Genomic DNA, 16340 nt, shown 5'->3' with positions numbered 1-16340 from the left:
CCCACCTGTGGACAACTCAGAGAAGCTCCAGCAAGAACGGGAGTTCCTGCGGCGCGTACCAGGCCAGCTCGTGGTCTTCCGCGTCCCCCAGCGTGAACTCCGCATCGGGGTCACCCAGATCCGCCGCGTCGATCACCGCAGACGCGGCGGACACCGCCTCGGCCGCCTCGGCCGCGTCCACGTGGATGGCCGCCACCGCCGAAAACGGGATCGGGCCGCCGATGCGGACCACCGGGGCGTCGAGGTCCGGGCGCAGCGTCACGCCTTCGACGTCCGCCGAAATCACCACCCGGCGAGGCTCGCCCTTCTCCTCCGCCGCGATCAGGCGCAGCGAGGCCCGGGCCGCGTCCAGCAGCGCCGCGTACTCCAGCTCTTCGTCCGAACCGCTCGAGTACGCCTCGCGCAACGCCGGCGTCAGCGCGAACGCCGTTCCGCTGCGGGCGCGGAACTCCCCCGAGGTTTCGAGGTCGCGAAGCATCGCGATGGTCGCAGGCAGATAGACCCTCACCAGTGCGCACCCTTCAGCTCTTCCAAGGACTCTTCGATCATCCCGGCCACGAGGTCGACGTCGAACGCGGCCTTGCGGTCGCCGTTGAGTCCGAAGTAGACGCCGCCGTGGTACGACGTCACCCCGATCGCCAGCGCCTGGGTGCGCATCAGCGGCATCACCGGGAACATCTCGACCAGTCTGGCCTCTCCCGCGTACATCGGCATCTGCGGGCCCGGCGAGTTGGTCACCATGACGTTGAAGATGCGCCCGGACAGCGACCCCGCCGCCCGCGCGCCGAGCGAATGCAGCGTGGCCGGCGCGAAGCCGCCGACCTTGAGGAGCCCGCGCGCCGCCACCGAACGGCCCGAGTCGAGGTGCTCGGCCATCGCGTGGCCGATGTGCTGCAGCCGCAGGACCGGGTTCGGCTCGCCGACCGGCAGGTCGACCAGGTACGCCGCCACCTGGTTGCCGACCAGCGCCGGCGTCGAGTACTCCGCCGTCTCCGCGTCGCGCACCGCCAGCGGCACCAGCGCGCGGATCGTCGCGTTCGGGGTCAGCGACTCCTCGCGCGAGAGCAGCCACTCGCGCAGCGCGCCCGTGATGGCCGCGAGGACGACGTCGTTGACCGTGCCGCCGTGCGCCGCGCGGATCTTCCGGTAGTCCTCCAGCCGCGTGCGCACCACGGAGAACACCCGGCCGCCGGACACCCGGACGTTCAGCGGCCCGGACGGCGCCGGCTTCACCAGCGTGCGCAGCGTCGACGCCACCCCGCCGACCGTCTCGGCGAGCTTGCCCGCCGTCGCGAACGCGTCGTTCGCCGCCGACCGGACGTTCTCCACGACCTCGCCCGGGCGCTGCACGCCCTCGCTGATCGCGTCCAGCACCAGCTGCGTGCGGTTCGGCTCGCGGCGCGGCGTCCAGATGTCCTCGAACGGCTCCGGCTCGGCCGGCGTCGGGTCGAGGATGAGCTGGCCCAGCTCGATCGTGCCGACTCCGTCCACAACGGACTGGTGCGTCTTGGTGACCAACGCCACGCGGTCGCCGGACAGCCCCTCGATGAAGTACGCCTCCCAGAGCGGCCGCTCCGGCGCCAGCCGCCGCGACATCAGCCGCGCCACCAGGTCGAACAACTGCTCGTCACTGCCCGGCTGGGGCAGCGCCGAGCGCCGGACGTGGTAATTCAGGTCGAAGTCGACGTCGTCCACCCACACCGGCCGCGCCAGGTGCCCTGGCACCTCCGCGACGCGCTGCCGGTATCGCGGCAGGTAGGCCAGCCGCGCCCCGACGAGGTCGAGCAGCTGCGCGTAGCTGAACCCGGAGCGCGGCCGCTCGAAGATCGCCACCCCGCCGACGTGCATGGGGGTCGCGTGGTCCTCGAGGTAGAGGAACGAGGCGTCCAGCGCGGAGAGGCGGTCGGGCATGAGGCGATCGTCGCACAATGCGAGACTGCCCGGTGTGGGTGATGAGTCGACTGTCTCGCCGAAGGACCGCTTCCTGACCGTGTACGGCCGGAAGCCGGTGCTCGAAGCGCTGGCGGACGACGGTCTGCAGGTGGACAAGGTGATCCTCGCCGACACCGCCCGGGGCCCGGGCGCGGTGGAGATCCAGCGCGCGGCGAAGGCCGCGGGGGTGCAGGTGCAGCGCGCCAGCGCCCACCGGGTCAAGGTGCTCGCCGGCAATGGCAAGCAGGACCAGGGGGTGCTCGCCGACGTCGTCGCGCCGCGGATGCGTGCGCTCGAAGCCGCGCTTTCGGACCGGCGGCCGCCGTCGCGCGTGCTGCTGCTCGACGGCATCACCACCCCCGCGAACGTCGGGATGATCCTGCGGACGGCGACCGCCGCCGGGCTGGACGGCGTGATCGTGCCGCGCCGCGGCGTCGCGGCGCTCGACCCGCTGGTGGTCAAGGCTTCGGCCGGGGTCGCGTTCCGCGCGCCGGTGCTGCGCTGCGGCTCCGCGCGCGACGCGGCCGAGATGCTCACCGAAGCCGGCTTCGGGATCTACGCGCTGGGCGCGTCGGCTCGCACCACGGTGTTCGACGTCGAGCTGCCGCAGCGCGCGGCGTTCGTGCTCGGCGGCGAGACGGCCGGGGTCGGCGCCGAAGTCGGCGAGCTCGTCACGGAATGGCTGTCCATTCCCATGCCGGGTGACGTCGAGTCGTTGAACGTCTCGGCCGCGGCGGCGGTCCTGTCTTTCGAATTGGTGCGCCGGGGCCGCTGACCGTCTCACCCGTCCGGGAACAGCACGTCCAGTTCGGCGAGCGTCTCCTCGACGGACCGGTGGTGCACGCCGACCATCCCCGCCTCGACGGCGCCCCGGATGTTCGCCGCCGAGTCGTCGACGAAGGCGCACCGCGCAGCGGGCAGCCCGAGCCGGTCGGCCGCGATCCGGTACACCGCCGGATCCGGCTTGGCCACGCCGACTTCGCCCGAAAACACCAGCGCGTCGAAATAGTCGAACATCGTGTTCTTGACCTCGTTCGACGCCCCTGGCGCGTTGGACAGCAGCGCGGTGCGGACGCCTCGTTCGCGGACGGCCGCCAGGTAGTCGTAGAAGCGGACGGCGTCGGGATCGGTGAGAACCCCGGCGAAATCGACCAATAACCCCTTCAGCACCCGGCACACCATAGCCGGGTGGCTACGCGGTGTCTCGCCTAGCGCAACACTGCCGGGGAATCCATCCCTTCCGCGGTTCTGTGCCTAATCGAGCGATTCCTGTCTCCTTTCCGGCCGGTTCCGCCCTCTAAGCGGTGGACGCGGCGAAATGCCGAGTCCGGGAGGGGAGAAAATGATCGACGAACATCGCCTGAGAACGCTCGCCCACTACGAAGCGCCACGCCGGGCTGACCGTCCGGCAGCGCTGACCCCGGAGGAGCACCGCCACGCCGCAACCCGGTGGCCGGTGCCCCGCCAGCTCGAATCGGGTGACGTGGGCTTGCTGCTGAACATGCTCCTCGAGGCCTACGACGGCCGCCGCCCGGCGGCGCAGATCCGCGCGCTGGTGGCGCCGGAGGTCTACGCGGGACTGAGCGCGCCGCGGACGCGCCAGCCGCGGCACCGGACGCAGACGGTCCACACGTGCACGGCGGTCCCGGACGTGATCGAAGCGTGCGCGCGAGTGGAGGCGGACGGCCGGTCGTACGCCCTGGCGGCCCGCTTCACGCGGACGCCGTCGGGGTGGCGTTGTGTGCGGTTCGCGTTGCTGAAAGCCGCAGCGTCCGGCCCGGCTGCCGCAGCGAGCAGCGGCGTGAGGCGGGTGAAGAGGGCACGCTCCCCGCCGCGGCTGGCGGCGGCCGCCGTGCGAAGTGGACAGCGCAGGGTGCGAAGTGGACAGCGCCCATGGCCACGGTGCGAAGTGGACCCCGCGGCGCGCTCGGCCGATGCGCGCAGGTGGCAGCGGCAGCCAAGTCGGGCCACCAGCCAGCCCAGGATCGCGGTGCGAAGTGGACCCCGGTGGCAGCGAAAGCCAGGCCGGGCGTCGTCGTCGCGGGCGGCCCCCTACACAAAACCGGGGCGTGCGGTCCAAGCCGCACGCCCCGGTTCCGTGGTCACTTCGTCAGCGACGCGGGCCCTTCTTGCCCTTCTTCGCGGCGTCGCGCTGGGCAGCGCGGCGGTCACGGCGAGTCCCCCCGCCGCCTCCGCTCGCGGGCTCGGCTCCGCCGTCGGCGTGGGACTCGACCTCGCCGTCCTCGCCCGGGCCGGACAGGGTCACGCCCGGCTGCTGACCGCCGCCGCCGAGGCCCTTGCCGCGGAGGGCGGCCGGGACGGACTCGGTGTCGGTTGTCGGCGGCTGGGGCGGTGCCGGACGGGCGTGGCGCCCCTCCGCCGTGGCCTGGCCGTTGCCCGAGCCGACTCCCGCCGGCAGCGCGGCCGCGTCCTCGGCCGGGGGCGCCTCGGCGCGCTCGACCTGCAGGTTGAACAGGAAGCCGACGGCCTCCTCCTTCAGCGAGTCGAGCATCGCGCGGAACATGTCGAAGCCCTCGCGCTGGTACTCGATCAGCGGGTCGCGCTGCGCGAGCGCCCGCATGCCGATGCCCTGCTTGAGGTAGTCCATCTCGTACAGGTGCTCGCGCCACTTGCGGTCCAGCACCGTCAGCATCACCTGGTGCTCCAGGGTCCGCATGCCGTCCGGCCCGACGAGCGCGTTGATCTCGGCTTCGCGCTTGTCGTAAGCGTCGCGGGCGTCCTGCAGCAGCGCCTCGCGCAGGCCGTTCGCGTCAAGGTCGCCGTCCTCCATCAGCTCTTCCCAGTCGAGGCTGACGGGGTAGAGCTGCTTCAGCGCCGTCCAGAGCTTCTCGTGGTCCCAGTCCTCGGCGTAACCGTTGGCCGTCGCACCGTCCACATAGGCGTTGACGACGTCCTCGAGCATGCCCTCGATCTGGTCGCGCAGGCTCTCGCCGGCCAGGACGCGGTGGCGCTCGGCGTAGATCACCTTGCGCTGCTCGTTCATGACCTCGTCGTACTTGAGGACGTCCTTGCGCTGCTCCATGTTGATCTGCTCGACCTGCGTCTGCGCGCTCTTGATGGCCTTGGAGACCATCTTGTGCTCGATCGGCACGTCGTCGGGCAGCCGCATGGTCGTCATGACGCGCTCGACCATCGTCGCGTTGAAGCGGCGCATGAGCTCGTCGCCGAGCGACAGGTAGAAGCGGGACTCGCCCGGGTCACCCTGCCGGCCCGACCGGCCGCGGAGCTGGTTGTCGATGCGGCGCGACTCGTGGCGCTCGGTGCCCAGCACGTACAGGCCGCCGGCTTCGCGGACCTCTTCGGCCTCGGCCTTCGACTCTTCCTTGACCTTCTCCAGGACGGCGGGCCACGCGGCCTCGTACTCCTCGGAGTGCTCGACCGGGTCCAGGCCCTGCTCACGCAGCACGTGGTCGGCGATCAGGTCGGGGTTGCCGCCGAGCACGATGTCCGTACCGCGGCCCGCCATGTTCGTGGCGACCGTGACGGCGCCCTTCTGGCCGGCGCGCGCGACGATCAGCGCCTCGCGGTCGTGGTGCTTCGCGTTCAGCACCTCGTGCGGCACGCTCAGCTTCACCAGCAGCTTCGACAGCCGCTCGGACTTCTCGACACTCGTCGTGCCGACCAGGACCGGCTGGCCCTTCTCGTGCCGCTCGGCGATGTCCTCGGCGACCGCCTCGTACTTCGCTTCCTCGGTCTTGTAGATCAGGTCCGGCTGGTCGGCGCGCACCATCGGCCGGTTCGTCGGGATCGGCACCACACCCAGCTTGTAGGTCTGGTGGAACTCGGCGGCCTCGGTCTCGGCCGTACCGGTCATGCCGGACAGCTTGCCGTAGAGGCGGAAGTAGTTCTGCAGCGTGATCGTGGCGAGCGTCTGGTTCTCGGCCTTGATCTCGACCTTTTCCTTGGCCTCGATCGCCTGGTGCATGCCCTCGTTGTAGCGGCGCCCGTGGAGCACGCGGCCGGTGAACTCGTCGACGATCGCGACCTCGCCGTTGCGGACGATGTAGTCCTTGTCGCGGTGGAAGAGCTCCTGGACCTTCAGCGCGTTGTTCAGGTACCCGACCAGCGGGGTGTTCGCGGCCTCGTACAGGTTGTCGATGCCGAGCTGGTCCTCGATGAACCGGACGCCCTTTTCGGTGACCGCGACGGTGCGCTTCCGGACGTCGACCTCGTAGTGGTACTTCGAGTTGATCAGGTTCGTCTTCTCGACGCGCTCACGCGAGCCCATGGTGGTGGTGTCGATGCCGTTCATCAGCGGGGCGAGCCGCGCGAACTCGACGTACCAGCGCGACGACTGGTCCGCCGGGCCCGAGATGATCAGCGGCGTCCTGGCCTCGTCGATGAGGATCGAGTCCACCTCGTCGACGATGGCGAACTGGTGCCCGCGCTGCACGCAGTCGTCGAGGCTCCACGCCATGTTGTCGCGCAGGTAGTCGAAGCCGAACTCGTTGTTCGTGCCGTAGGTGATGTCGGCGTTGTACTGGGCGCGCCGGACCTCCGGCTGCTGCTCCGAGAGGATGACGCCGACCTCGAGCCCGAGGAAGCGGTGGATGCGGCCCATCCACTCCGAGTCGCGCTTGGCCAGGTAGTCGTTCGTCGTGACGACGTGGACGCCCTTGCCCGGGATCGCGTTGAGGTAAGCGGGCAGCACGCAGGTCAGGGTCTTGCCCTCACCGGTCTTCATCTCGGCCACCTGACCGAGGTGCAGCGCGGCGCCGCCCATCAGCTGGACGTCGAAGTGGCGCTGGCCGAGCACCCGCTTGGCCGCCTCCCGGACGACCGCGAAGGCCTCCGGCAGCAGCTCGTCGAGGGACTCGCCATCGCCGTTCCGCTTGCGGAACTCTTCGGTCTTGGCCCGCAGCTCGGCGTCGGTCAGGTCCTTGACCTCGTCTTCGAGGGTGTTGATGTGATCGGCGATCCTGCCCAGCCGCTTCACCATCTTTTGCTCACCCGCGCGGAGCAGGCGGTTCAGCACCATCCGGTCGACCTCACTAGCTGATCATGACTGCGCCCGGGCCGGTCCCGGGCAGATTTTCCCGCGGCGGCCGCCGTGGTCGGCGCCACCGTCCCACCCCATCGTAGGGAACGGTGGGCGTCGTGTGCACACGCCGTAGGTCCTGACATGCGGATGGCCCGCACGCGGGCGCGTGCGGGCCATCGGCGAGGCCTCCTTCGAACCGGCTCAGCCGAGCCGGATCACGCCGTAGTCGAAGCCTTTCCGCCGGTAGACCACGCTGGGCCGGCCCGCATCCGAGTCGTTGAAGAGGTAGAAGTCGTGGCCGACCAGCTCCATCTCGTAGAGAGCCTGGTCCACCGTCATGGGCTCCGCGGTGTGCTGCTTCTCGCGGACGACGCGGCCGGGCTGGTGACCCAGGTCGTCGTCGGCCCAGCTCTGCTGCTGCGGCAGGTGGATCTCTCCGGCGACCGCGAAGCCGTTCGTCTGCGGTTCGGCTTCGGGGGCGTCCAACACCGCGGTCTGCGCGGCGGGACTGGCTGCGGCCGGGGATCCACCACCCGGCAGTGCCGAGGTCGCTTCGGCGACCGACTCCGGGCGGCTGCGCCCGTAGTGCACGCGCCTCCGGTCGTGTGTCCTCCGCAGCCGGTTCTCCAGCTTGGTGACTGCGGAATCGAGCGCTGCGTAGAAGTCGGCGGCACACGCTTCAGCGCGTACGGCCGGGCCACGCCCCTTTCCGGTGATTTCGACGCGCTGGCAGCTCTTGGCCTGGCGCCGATTGGGTTCGTGGAACAGCTCCACGTCGTACCGGATGACTTTCCTGTCGTAGCGCTCGAGGCGGGCCAGCTTTTCGCTGACGAGTGCCCGATAGTGGTCGGGCACCTCCACGTTGCGGCCCTTAACGACGATGTCCATACACGACCTCCCTCGCTGAGATGACTGCGAGCTGTTGAGTTCACACACGGCGCCGGTATTGCGGGGACGGAAGCCCGGATCGCGGGCCGAGAAGGAGTTCGGGAACGGTTCACGACGTCTCGTGCCGGAGCCCGAACGCGGACTCAGCGCACCTCCGGCGCCAGGGACATGGGCTCGTCACCTCCCTGCCTGCGGGGATTGCTGATTGCGGAGCACGTTAGCTTCCTCACGCCCGTTGCAACAGCCCCCGAGCCGGGGGATGTCGAGGAATGAGACTCCGTCACCCGGCGCAGTGAGCGGGGGGTGAACACCAGAAAACACCCGCTGGTCGGACGCGGTGCACGCAGCGTGCTTTCACACGGACGGCGCATCGCTGCCGGCTGGTGGACGCCGAGGGTGACGGCCCCGTCCGCCGCAGCCGCCACTCCGGTGGAGTGGTGTGGCGGCCGAGTGGTCGTGATCAACACCCTCATGCCCGGACAACGGGCGCGAGGCGGGCTGCGTTCCCGGTGGATGTCACTCGTGTAGGTGACGGTGGGGTCACCCGGCCGCGAGGTTGTTTTGGTGGTTGCTCCTTTTGCTGGTGGGGGTGGGTGGCTCGGGAATGGCTGGGTGGGTTCGCGCGATGGGTTGAAAGCGGTCTTGGGCTCACCTGCATCTCACTTCGCGGCCGGGTTGGCGCGGAGGCCGGGACGATGGCTCGCTCGGCTTGAGCCGCTCGCCGAGGCGGCGGGTGCGCCGGTATCACCCGACCGCGGGAGTTGCTTGGTTGCTCCTTTACCGGTGGGACCAAGTGATGGGATCGGCGACGGTCGCGACTTGGGGGTTGGCGGTGCGCGGCGGTTGAAAGCGCTCTTCGGCTCGCCTGCATCTCACCTCTCTGCCGAGTTGGCAGGGGTTGCGACGATCACCGTCGCACCCTGCTCCGCACCGCAGCAGGATCCGTGGGCTGCCGAGTTCGCGCCGAGGCCCGGAACGGTGGCTCGCCCGGCCCGACCAGCCCACCAACGTGGCACCTCCCAGGGCGCCGGTTCTCACCCGGTGGGCAGCTCGGCCTGACCCGCCCGCCGACGTGGCACCTCCTCGACCGCCGGTCACCCGGCCGCCAGCAGAGTAAGGACAGCCGCGACCTCGAAACCCTCCGAAGCCAGCGCTCGGACGCACGCCGCGGCTGTGGCTCCCGTCGTCACCACGTCATCCAGCACCACGATCGGGAAGCCCGGTGGTGGCCGGCCGGATTCGCGGAAACGGAGCCTTCCGGCGAGGTTGGCCATGCGCTCCGCCCGGTCCAGGCCGACCGCGTCCCGGGCTCCGCCCGCCAGTTCCAAAGCCGGGGCGACGACCACCTCGAAACCGCGCGTGACCAGGGAACTCGCGGCAAACCCAGCCAGCCGCTCGACGTGCGGGCCGCCGCGCACCCGCGACGCCGAGGGGCGGCTGGGCGCCGGGACAAGGCAAATCACCCGCGGCGGGGGTGTGGCGAGGGCCGCGCGGGGCGCGGTGGCGGCATCCGCCGAGAACGCCGGAGAGGCGCCGCCCGGCCCGGCCGAGCGGGCGGCCAAGCTGGCGGCCAAGCTGGCGGCCGAACCCGGCGGACTGGCCCGGGCCGCGGAAACTCGCAACGGCAACACAGCCAACGCCTCCGCCAAAGCCCGCCCCAGCGAAGGCGCCAAATCCCGCCGTCCCCGCTCCTTGTACGCGATCAGCAACCGCCGCCCGACGCCGCGATACCGGGCCAGGGCGAACACCCGCACCACACCCGCCGTCGGGACGCGGACCACCTCCGACACCGAGCCCCACACCTTCGCGCACTCCGCGCAGCACGGCGCCCCGCGGGCTCCGCACGCGGCGCAGCGGCTCGGGATCACCAGGTCGAGCAGTTTCTTCAGCACACGGACAGTGTCACCGCCGGCACCGACAGTTTCGAACGTCCGGACGTCACCCGAACCGGTGAAACACGATCAACCCGGGTAGAACGGGTCCGCGTCCTTCATCGTGTGGTTCTGGGGCCGCCACACCTCGCCCAGGGCCGACGCCGTCCACAGGCCGCTCGCGTCCGCCACCACGATCTGGCGGCTGGGGGCCGCCGTCACGCCGTGGACCGGGACCGTCAGGTTGGAGCTGTTGAACGCGTCCATGCGCTGGCCGTCCACCGTCACCTTGACCACCGGCTGGGAGTTCGACCTCGTCACCGCCACCAGCGAGTCCGGGCCCACCCAGTCCACGTCGACGACCTCCTGGAGGTCGTGCGGCTGGAGGTGACGGGGCTCGCGCAGGGCCACCGTGTCGTTCGTGCCGACCACCGAAGCCACCCACAGCTGGCCGTTGACGATAGCCGCCACGCGGGCGCCGTCGCGGGAGAACCGCAGCTCCGTGATGCCGCCCTGCTGGGTCAGGTCCGTGGCGTTGACCTGCAACGGCGTCCACTGGCCGTTCGGGCCCACCACCAGGCGGCCCACCGAAATCTGGTCGACCACCGTCCACACCTCGCCGGTGCCGGGCCGCCACGTCGGGCGGCTCAGCGTGCTGCCGCCGAGGGTGACCGGGGTCAGGTCGTGGCCGAGGTCGCCGATCCGCAGCCGGACCTGGCCGCCGTCGCGCTCCACCACCGCCAGGCGCTTGCCGTCGATCGACTGGGCCGCGCTCACGACGTCGTAACCGCCGTTGCCCGCCGGGCCGGGCACCGGAGCGCCGTCACCCAGCGAACGGACGCGGCCGCCCACCGTCATCAGCCCCAGCAGCTCCAGGCTGAGCGACAGCGGCGCGCCGTACGCGGGCAGCTCGTTCGACCGCCAGTCCGGGTGGTTCGCCACCAGCGGCGCGCCGTCGGCGAGGATGCGGATCCGCGCCGAAGTCACGTACTGGAGCGAAAGGACGATCTGCGCCGCGATCAGCTTCCGGACCTCGTCGGGGACGCCCGCCAGCCCCGACAGCGGCACCACGAGCGTCCCGTCGTCGAGGCTCTTGACGTTCGTGTCGATCTCGATCGGCTCGCCGAGCAGGTTGCGCACCGCGCCGGCCAGGCTGGTCGACGGGCCGTTCACCAGCAGGTCCATCACCTTGCCCGGCAGCCCGGACTGCGGCTTCGCGACGACGTAACGCCGGTCCTGGACGAACGTCGCCGCCGTGTCCGAGTAGAAGCTCACCGGCACCGCGGTGTAGTTCTCGCTGAAGTCGGACTCGGTCGCGTACAGCTCGGGCGGCGGGTCGATGATCCGCCACTGGCCGCTCGCCTGCTTGCGGACCTTCACCTGCACCAGCGCCGAGCTGTAGTCCGGCACGAACGCGCTGTTCTGGTCGAGCGTGCCGATGTCGATCCCGCGCACGTTGACGACCACGGTGTTCGGGTCGGGCTGTGGGTTGGTGTCGAAGACCGTGCCGAAGGTGTTCTGGATGATCGTGAGGCTGCGGCTCGGGCGCCAGTTCGCGCGGCCCGCGTCGTCCAGGTAGGCGCGGGCGGCCGCGTAGCCCTGGCCCGGCTTGAGCGTCGCGCCGATGAAGTCGCGGACCAGCGTCAGCGCGTCGATCCCCGGCTGCGGCTCGGGCACAACGTCACCGGAGCCCTGCCCCTGGCGTTCGCCCGAGACGACGACGGGCTGGGATTCCAGCGGCACGTTCGCGCAGCCGGCCACCAGCACCAGGCACGCCAGGGCGATCAAAAGCCGTTTCACTGCCCGATTTCCTCACGTTCGGCGAAGATCGCTTCCGGAGCAGGCACCTCGATGATCCCGAGCGGCACTTCGGCGGCGACGCGGTCGGGCGGCGGCAGCACCAGCGGCGGGTCACCGGCCGGCACGTCCTGGCGGCGCGGCAGCAGGAGCCGGAAGCAGGCGCCCTGGCCCAGCTCGCCCCACGCGTCGAGCTCGCCGCCGTGCAGGCGCGCGTCCTCCTGGCTGATCGCCAGGCCGAGCCCGGTGCCGCCGGTACGGCGGTTGCGCGACGGGTCGGCGCGCCAGAACCGGTTGAACACCAGGTCCGCCTCGCCGAGCCGCAGGCCGACGCCGTGGTCCCGGACCGTGATGGCGACGGCGGTTTCGTTCGCCCCGACCGTCAGCACCACCGGCTTGCCCTCGCTGTGGTCGACGGCGTTGGCGAGCAGGTTGCGCAGGATCCGCTCGACGCGCCGGGCGTCGACCTCGGCGACGACCTCCTCGTCGGGCAGCACCAGCTCGACCGAGCTGCCCGCGTTGCCGGCGATCACCCGCACCTGCTCGACCGCGCGCGTCGCGATCGGGCGGACGTCGATGAACTCCGCCGACAGCTCCTCGACGCCGGCGTCGAGCCTGCTGATCTCCAGCAGGTCGCCGAGCAGGGCCTCGAACCGGTCGAGCTCGTCGACCAGCAGCTCGGTCGAGCGCGCGAGCCCGGCCGGGAACTGCTCGCGCGACGCGTGCAGCACGTCCGCGGCCATCCGGACGGTGGTCAGCGGTGTGCGCAGCTCGTGCGAGACGTCGGAGGTGAACCGGCGCTGCAGGCCGCCGAACTCCTCGAGCTGGCGGATCTGGCCCTGGATGCTGGCGGCCATCCCGTTGTAGGACACGGCCAGCTTCGCCAGGTCGTCCTCGCCGAGCACGGTGAGGCGCTGGTCGAGGTCACCGCCGGCGAACTGCTCGGCCGCCGCGGCGGCCTGCCGGACCGGGCGCACCACCTGGCGGGTCACCAGGTTCGTGATGCCCGCGAGCAGGAGCAGCAGCACGAGCCCGCCGACCAGCAGCGTGTTCTGCACGGTCGAGACGGTGTTCTGCTCCGTCGTCAACGGGAACAGCAGGTACAGCTGCAGCGGGCTGGCGACGGTGTTGAGCGGCGTGCCGACGATCAGGTACGTCGTGCGCATGCCGGCGCCGTCGGTGACCGTGTGCTCGAGCCAGCTCATCTGGTCGGCCTCGACGAACTGGCGCAGCCGCGGCGGCACGTTCTCGAACGGGCCCGCGGACGCCGACACGGCGCCGGACTGGTCACGGCCGCCGCTGGCGAGCACCGGCACGAACGTGCCCGCCGCCGAACCGGCCGCGTCCTGGCTGGTCGGCGTGATCGCGATCTTCTTCAACGCGTTCTGGAGCCGGAGCGTCATCGCGTCGTAGTTCTCGCCGCCGAGCCCGACCAGCTCGCCGGCGGCGGTGTCGGCGGCCGCGCGGGTCTGCGCGATCGCGGCTTCGCGCTTGGTGTCCAGCAGCCGCTCGGTGATCTGGTTCTGCAGCACCATGCCCAGCACGAACACGACGGCCGAAGACAGCGCGAGCGTCGACACCGTGACGCGGAACTGCAGCGAGTGCTTCCACAGCTCGTTGAAGGCGACCGCGCGCCGGCGCGCGAAAACGACGACACGCCGGACCAGGCGTGCCGTCGAACGCGCGAACGCGGGAAGCCGTCTCGGGGCCTCGAGGGTCATCGACTCATCACGGCGGGCCGGCCTTGTACCCCACGCCGCGAACGGTCAACACCACCTCGGGGTGTTCCGGGTCCTTCTCGACCTTCGAGCGCAGGCGCTGGACGTGCACGTTCACCAGGCGTGTGTCGGCGGCGTGCCGGTAGCCCCACACCTGTTCGAGCAGCACCTCGCGGGTGAACACCTGACGCGGCTTGCGCGCGAGCGCCACCAGCAGGTCGAACTCCAGCGGGGTCAGCGGGATGGCCTTGCCCTCACGCGTGACCTCGTGGCCGGGCACGTCGATCGCCAGGTCGCCGATCGTGAGCGACTCCGCGGGTTCGGCCTCGGTGCGGCGCATCCGGGCGCGGACCCGGGCGACCAGCTCCTTCGGCTTGAACGGCTTGACGACGTAGTCGTCGGCGCCGGACTCCAGGCCGAGGACGATGTCGACGGTGTCGCTCTTGGCGGTGAGCATGACGATCGGCACCCCGGACTCGGCGCGGATCGCCTTGCAGACGTCGATCCCGTTCATCCCGGGCAGCATCAGGTCGAGCAGGACGAGGTCGGGTTTCAGCTCACGCAGCGCGGGCAGCGCGCGTGAGCCGTCGGCGACCACGGCCGTGTCGAACCCCTCCCCACGGAGCACGATGGTGAGCATCTCCGCGAGGGCGGGGTCGTCGTCGACCACGAGAACACGTGCCTTCATGTCCACATATTCGCACTAGTTCCGGCGCCCGCACGCACGACCCGCGTGTTTGACCACCAGAAAGATCAAGATCGGCACCGGCCCCTGCTCCATCCGGGTGCCCCTGGACGGTCCGTGAAGGCCGGGACGCGGCCTTCACGGACCTGCGGAGGAAGGCTCAGGGAAGGGCCGGGACGGGCGCGTCGACGAAGACGGCGCCGTCGGTCACGACCACGCGATGGGTCCGCACCGGCGCCTTGGCCGGCAGGCAGGTGGGCACGCCGGTGCGCAGGTCGAACCGCGCCGCGTGCAGCGGGCATTCGACGAAGCAGCCCTCGAGCCAGCCGTCGGCGAGCGAGGCGTCCTGGTGGGTGCAGGTGTCGTCGATCGCGAAGAAGCCGTCTTCGGTGTGGAACAGCGCGATCGGGACGGGCCCTTCGATGCGGAGGGACTCCCCCTCGGGCAGGTCGGCGGTGGCGCAGGCGCGGATCATCGGGGCCTCCGGGAACGGGTGACGGGAAACCGGAACAACGGGTGAAAGTTGCGCATCGCGCGACACTGCGCTTCCTGCGCAACAATCCGGTTCCGACGGCGGCCGCGTCAAGAGATTCGCCCACTCAGCCGATAGGGACGGCGCAAAACGGATACTGTTGCGCTATGCGGAACCAGGACTCGGGCAACGCAACTCAAAGCCAGGTGCAGTCGGTCGACCGCGCGATCAGCGTCCTCGAGCTGCTGGCCCGGAACGGCGAAACCGGCATCACCGAAATCGCGGGCGAGCTGGGCGTCCACAAGTCGACGGCGTCGCGGCTGCTCAGCGTCCTGGAGTCCAGAGGCCTCGTTGAGCAGCTCGGCGAACGCGGGAAGTACGCGATCGGGTTCGGCATCGTGCGGCTGGCCGGCGCCGCGACCGGCCGGATGGACCTGGCGAAGCTCGGCCGCGTCAGCTGCCGCACGCTGGCCGAGGAGCTCGGCGAGACCGTCAACATCGCCATCGCCGACGACGGGGTCGCGATCAACATCAGCCAGGCGCGCGGCGCGGCGGCGATCACCACGCAGAACTGGACCGGCCAGCGCACCCCGCTGCACGCGACGTCCAGCGGCAAGATCCTGCTGGCGTACATGGGCGACACCGAGCGCAAGCGGGTGCTCAAGCGGAAGCTGGAGCAGTACACCCCGCGCACGACCGTCGAGCCGGACGAGCTGATGACCGAGCTGGAACGGGTCGTCGAAGACGGCTTCGCGGCCTGTTACGAGGAGCTCGAGCTCGGCATGCACGCGGTCGCCGTGCCGATCCACGGCCCGGGCGGGGACGTCGTCGCCGCGATGAGCGCTTCGGGGCCGTCGTACCGGCTGTCGAAGCAGCGGGTCAAGCAGATCGTGCGGCCGATGACCGACGCGGCGGACGAGCTTTCCGCGCAGCTGGGCTACTTCCGGGACTAGGGGTACAGCCGCGCCATCGCCGTGATCGTCTCCGCGAGGTGCGCGACGAGCTCGGCCGGGGCCAGCACCTGCGCGTCCGCGCCGAGCCGCAGCAGCCCGGCGGCCGCGTGGGGCACGCTTTCCAGCGGGATCGTCGCGCGCTGCCAGCCGTCGGCGTCCGGCGGTTCGAGCGTGCGCAGCGCCAAGCGGGTGGCCCGCGGGCCGAGGATGTCCGGCAGAGCGGCGATCCCCGCCGGCGAGAGCCGTACGACGGCCGTCTCGGCGGCTTCGCTCTCTTCGTACCGTTCGACGTGCTCACGCCAGAACTCCGCCAGGTCGAACCCTTCGGGCCGGGTGAAGTGCTCGTCCAGCGCCGTGAGCCGTTCGATGTTGGTGACGCGGTAGGTGCGCGGTCGCGGCCCGGCGACCAGGTACCAGACCCCCGCCTTGAGGACCAGGCCGAGCGGGCGCAGCCGCCGCGTCACCACGCCGGGAGTCGGCGACCAGCGGCGGTAGCGGACCTCGACGACCTGGTCCTGCCACAGGGCTTCCGCGGCCGCGAGCAGCTGCGGCACCGGGTCCGCTTCGCGGTACCAGCCGGGCGCGTCGAGGTGGAACCGCTGGCGGATCCGCACGGACGCGTCGCGGTACGGCGTCGGCAGCGCCGCCATCAGTTTCAGCTCGGCCGCGGCCACCTGGGCGCCCAGGCCCAGCTCGGCGGCCGGCTGCGGCAGGCCGGTGAGGAACAGCGAACCGGCCTCGCCCGCGGTGAGGCCGGTCAGCCGGGTCCGGTAGCCGTCCAGCAGCTGGTAGCCGCCGTTCGGGCCGCCCTCGGCGTAGATCGGGACACCCGCGGCGGCCAGCGCCTCGACGTCGCGGTACACGGTCCGCGCGGTCACGCCCAGCTCGGCGGCGAGGCGCGACGCGCTCATCCGCCCGCGGTTCTGCAGCAACAGCAGCAGGGACACCAGCCGGCTCGCACGCACCCGGCGAAGTCTGCCAGCGACCACTGACAGAAGATGTCAGTGACGGCGGCCCAAGAT

Annotated in this window: 13 protein-coding genes and 1 pseudogene; 3 read left to right on the top strand and 11 right to left on the bottom strand. The window is 71.0% G+C overall.

The genetic code is table 11. The annotated features are described in order from the left end of the window. Positions 1–16 precede the first annotated feature (16 nt). The gene (locus ACZ63E_RS13410; protein ID WP_465336211.1) at positions 17–508 is read right to left on the bottom strand and encodes a DUF6912 family protein; all 492 of its coding nucleotides are present in this window, start codon (positions 506–508) and stop codon (positions 17–19) included. Further along, positions 505–1911, bottom strand: coding sequence for a WS/DGAT/MGAT family O-acyltransferase (locus tag ACZ63E_RS13405; protein ID WP_465336210.1), 1407 nt, complete (start codon positions 1909–1911; stop codon positions 505–507). The genes ACZ63E_RS13410 and ACZ63E_RS13405 overlap by 4 nt, the downstream gene beginning before the upstream one ends. 34 nt (positions 1912–1945) lie before the next feature. Here ACZ63E_RS13405 and ACZ63E_RS13400 point away from each other — a divergent pair, with 34 nt between their 5' ends. Continuing rightward, positions 1946–2707 (top strand): TrmH family RNA methyltransferase, encoded by a 762-nt coding sequence (locus ACZ63E_RS13400; RefSeq protein WP_465312879.1) that lies wholly within the window; start codon positions 1946–1948, stop codon positions 2705–2707. Between the two features lie 5 nt (positions 2708–2712). Here the strand turns inward: ACZ63E_RS13400 and ACZ63E_RS13395 are convergent, their stop codons facing one another. After that, positions 2713–3087 carry an HAD-IA family hydrolase gene (locus ACZ63E_RS13395; RefSeq protein ID WP_465336709.1) on the bottom strand — a complete coding sequence of 125 codons (375 nt, stop codon included), beginning with the start codon at positions 3085–3087 and terminating at the stop codon, positions 2713–2715. A gap of 163 nt (positions 3088–3250) precedes the next feature. Here ACZ63E_RS13395 and ACZ63E_RS13390 point away from each other — a divergent pair. Continuing rightward, positions 3251–3628, top strand: a pseudogene (locus ACZ63E_RS13390) (Rv3235 family protein); the annotation flags it as partial. A gap of 414 nt (positions 3629–4042) precedes the next feature. Here the strand turns inward: ACZ63E_RS13390 and secA are convergent. From secA to ACZ63E_RS13355, 7 genes are all read right to left on the bottom strand, one after another. Continuing rightward, positions 4043–6931, bottom strand: coding sequence for a preprotein translocase subunit SecA (gene secA, locus ACZ63E_RS13385; protein ID WP_465336209.1), 2889 nt, complete (start codon positions 6929–6931; stop codon positions 4043–4045). A gap of 204 nt (positions 6932–7135) precedes the next feature. Continuing rightward, entirely contained in the window at positions 7136–7822 is a 687-nt protein-coding gene (hpf, locus tag ACZ63E_RS13380; RefSeq protein WP_465336208.1) for a ribosome hibernation-promoting factor, HPF/YfiA family, read from the bottom strand. 1094 nt (positions 7823–8916) lie between these two features. Further along, complete coding sequence (locus ACZ63E_RS13375; RefSeq protein ID WP_465336708.1) at positions 8917–9711, bottom strand: ComF family protein; 795 nt, start codon at positions 9709–9711, stop codon at positions 8917–8919. Positions 9712–9783: 72 nt separating this feature from the next. Next, entirely contained in the window at positions 9784–11493 is a 1710-nt protein-coding gene (locus ACZ63E_RS13370; protein ID WP_465336207.1) for an LpqB family beta-propeller domain-containing protein, read from the bottom strand. Next, positions 11490–13211, bottom strand: a complete 1722-nt coding sequence (gene mtrB / locus ACZ63E_RS13365) for an MtrAB system histidine kinase MtrB (RefSeq protein ID WP_465336206.1) — start codon at positions 13209–13211, stop codon at positions 11490–11492. The genes ACZ63E_RS13370 and mtrB overlap by 4 nt, the downstream gene beginning before the upstream one ends. A 7-nt stretch (positions 13212–13218) precedes the next feature. Beyond that, positions 13219–13896 (bottom strand): MtrAB system response regulator MtrA, encoded by a 678-nt coding sequence (gene mtrA / locus ACZ63E_RS13360; RefSeq protein ID WP_005150760.1) that lies wholly within the window; start codon positions 13894–13896, stop codon positions 13219–13221. Between the two features lie 157 nt (positions 13897–14053). Continuing rightward, positions 14054–14368 (bottom strand): bifunctional 3-phenylpropionate/cinnamic acid dioxygenase ferredoxin subunit, encoded by a 315-nt coding sequence (locus ACZ63E_RS13355; RefSeq protein WP_465336205.1) that lies wholly within the window; start codon positions 14366–14368, stop codon positions 14054–14056. A gap of 164 nt (positions 14369–14532) precedes the next feature. On the opposite strand from ACZ63E_RS13355, the gene ACZ63E_RS13350 reads away from it, so the two are divergent. Further along, positions 14533–15318, top strand: coding sequence for an IclR family transcriptional regulator (locus ACZ63E_RS13350; protein WP_465336204.1), 786 nt, complete (start codon positions 14533–14535; stop codon positions 15316–15318). Here ACZ63E_RS13350 and ACZ63E_RS13345 read toward each other — a convergent pair. Then, the gene (locus ACZ63E_RS13345; protein ID WP_465336203.1) at positions 15315–16283 is read right to left on the bottom strand and encodes a helix-turn-helix transcriptional regulator; all 969 of its coding nucleotides are present in this window, start codon (positions 16281–16283) and stop codon (positions 15315–15317) included. The two genes, ACZ63E_RS13350 and ACZ63E_RS13345, sit on opposite strands and share 4 nt — an antisense overlap. Between the last annotated feature and the right edge of the window lie 57 nt (positions 16284–16340).

The organism is Amycolatopsis sp. NPDC104819 (assembly GCF_055583145.1).
Note: the sequence above shows the minus strand (reverse complement) of the source record. Positions and strands in the feature narration are given on the sequence as shown.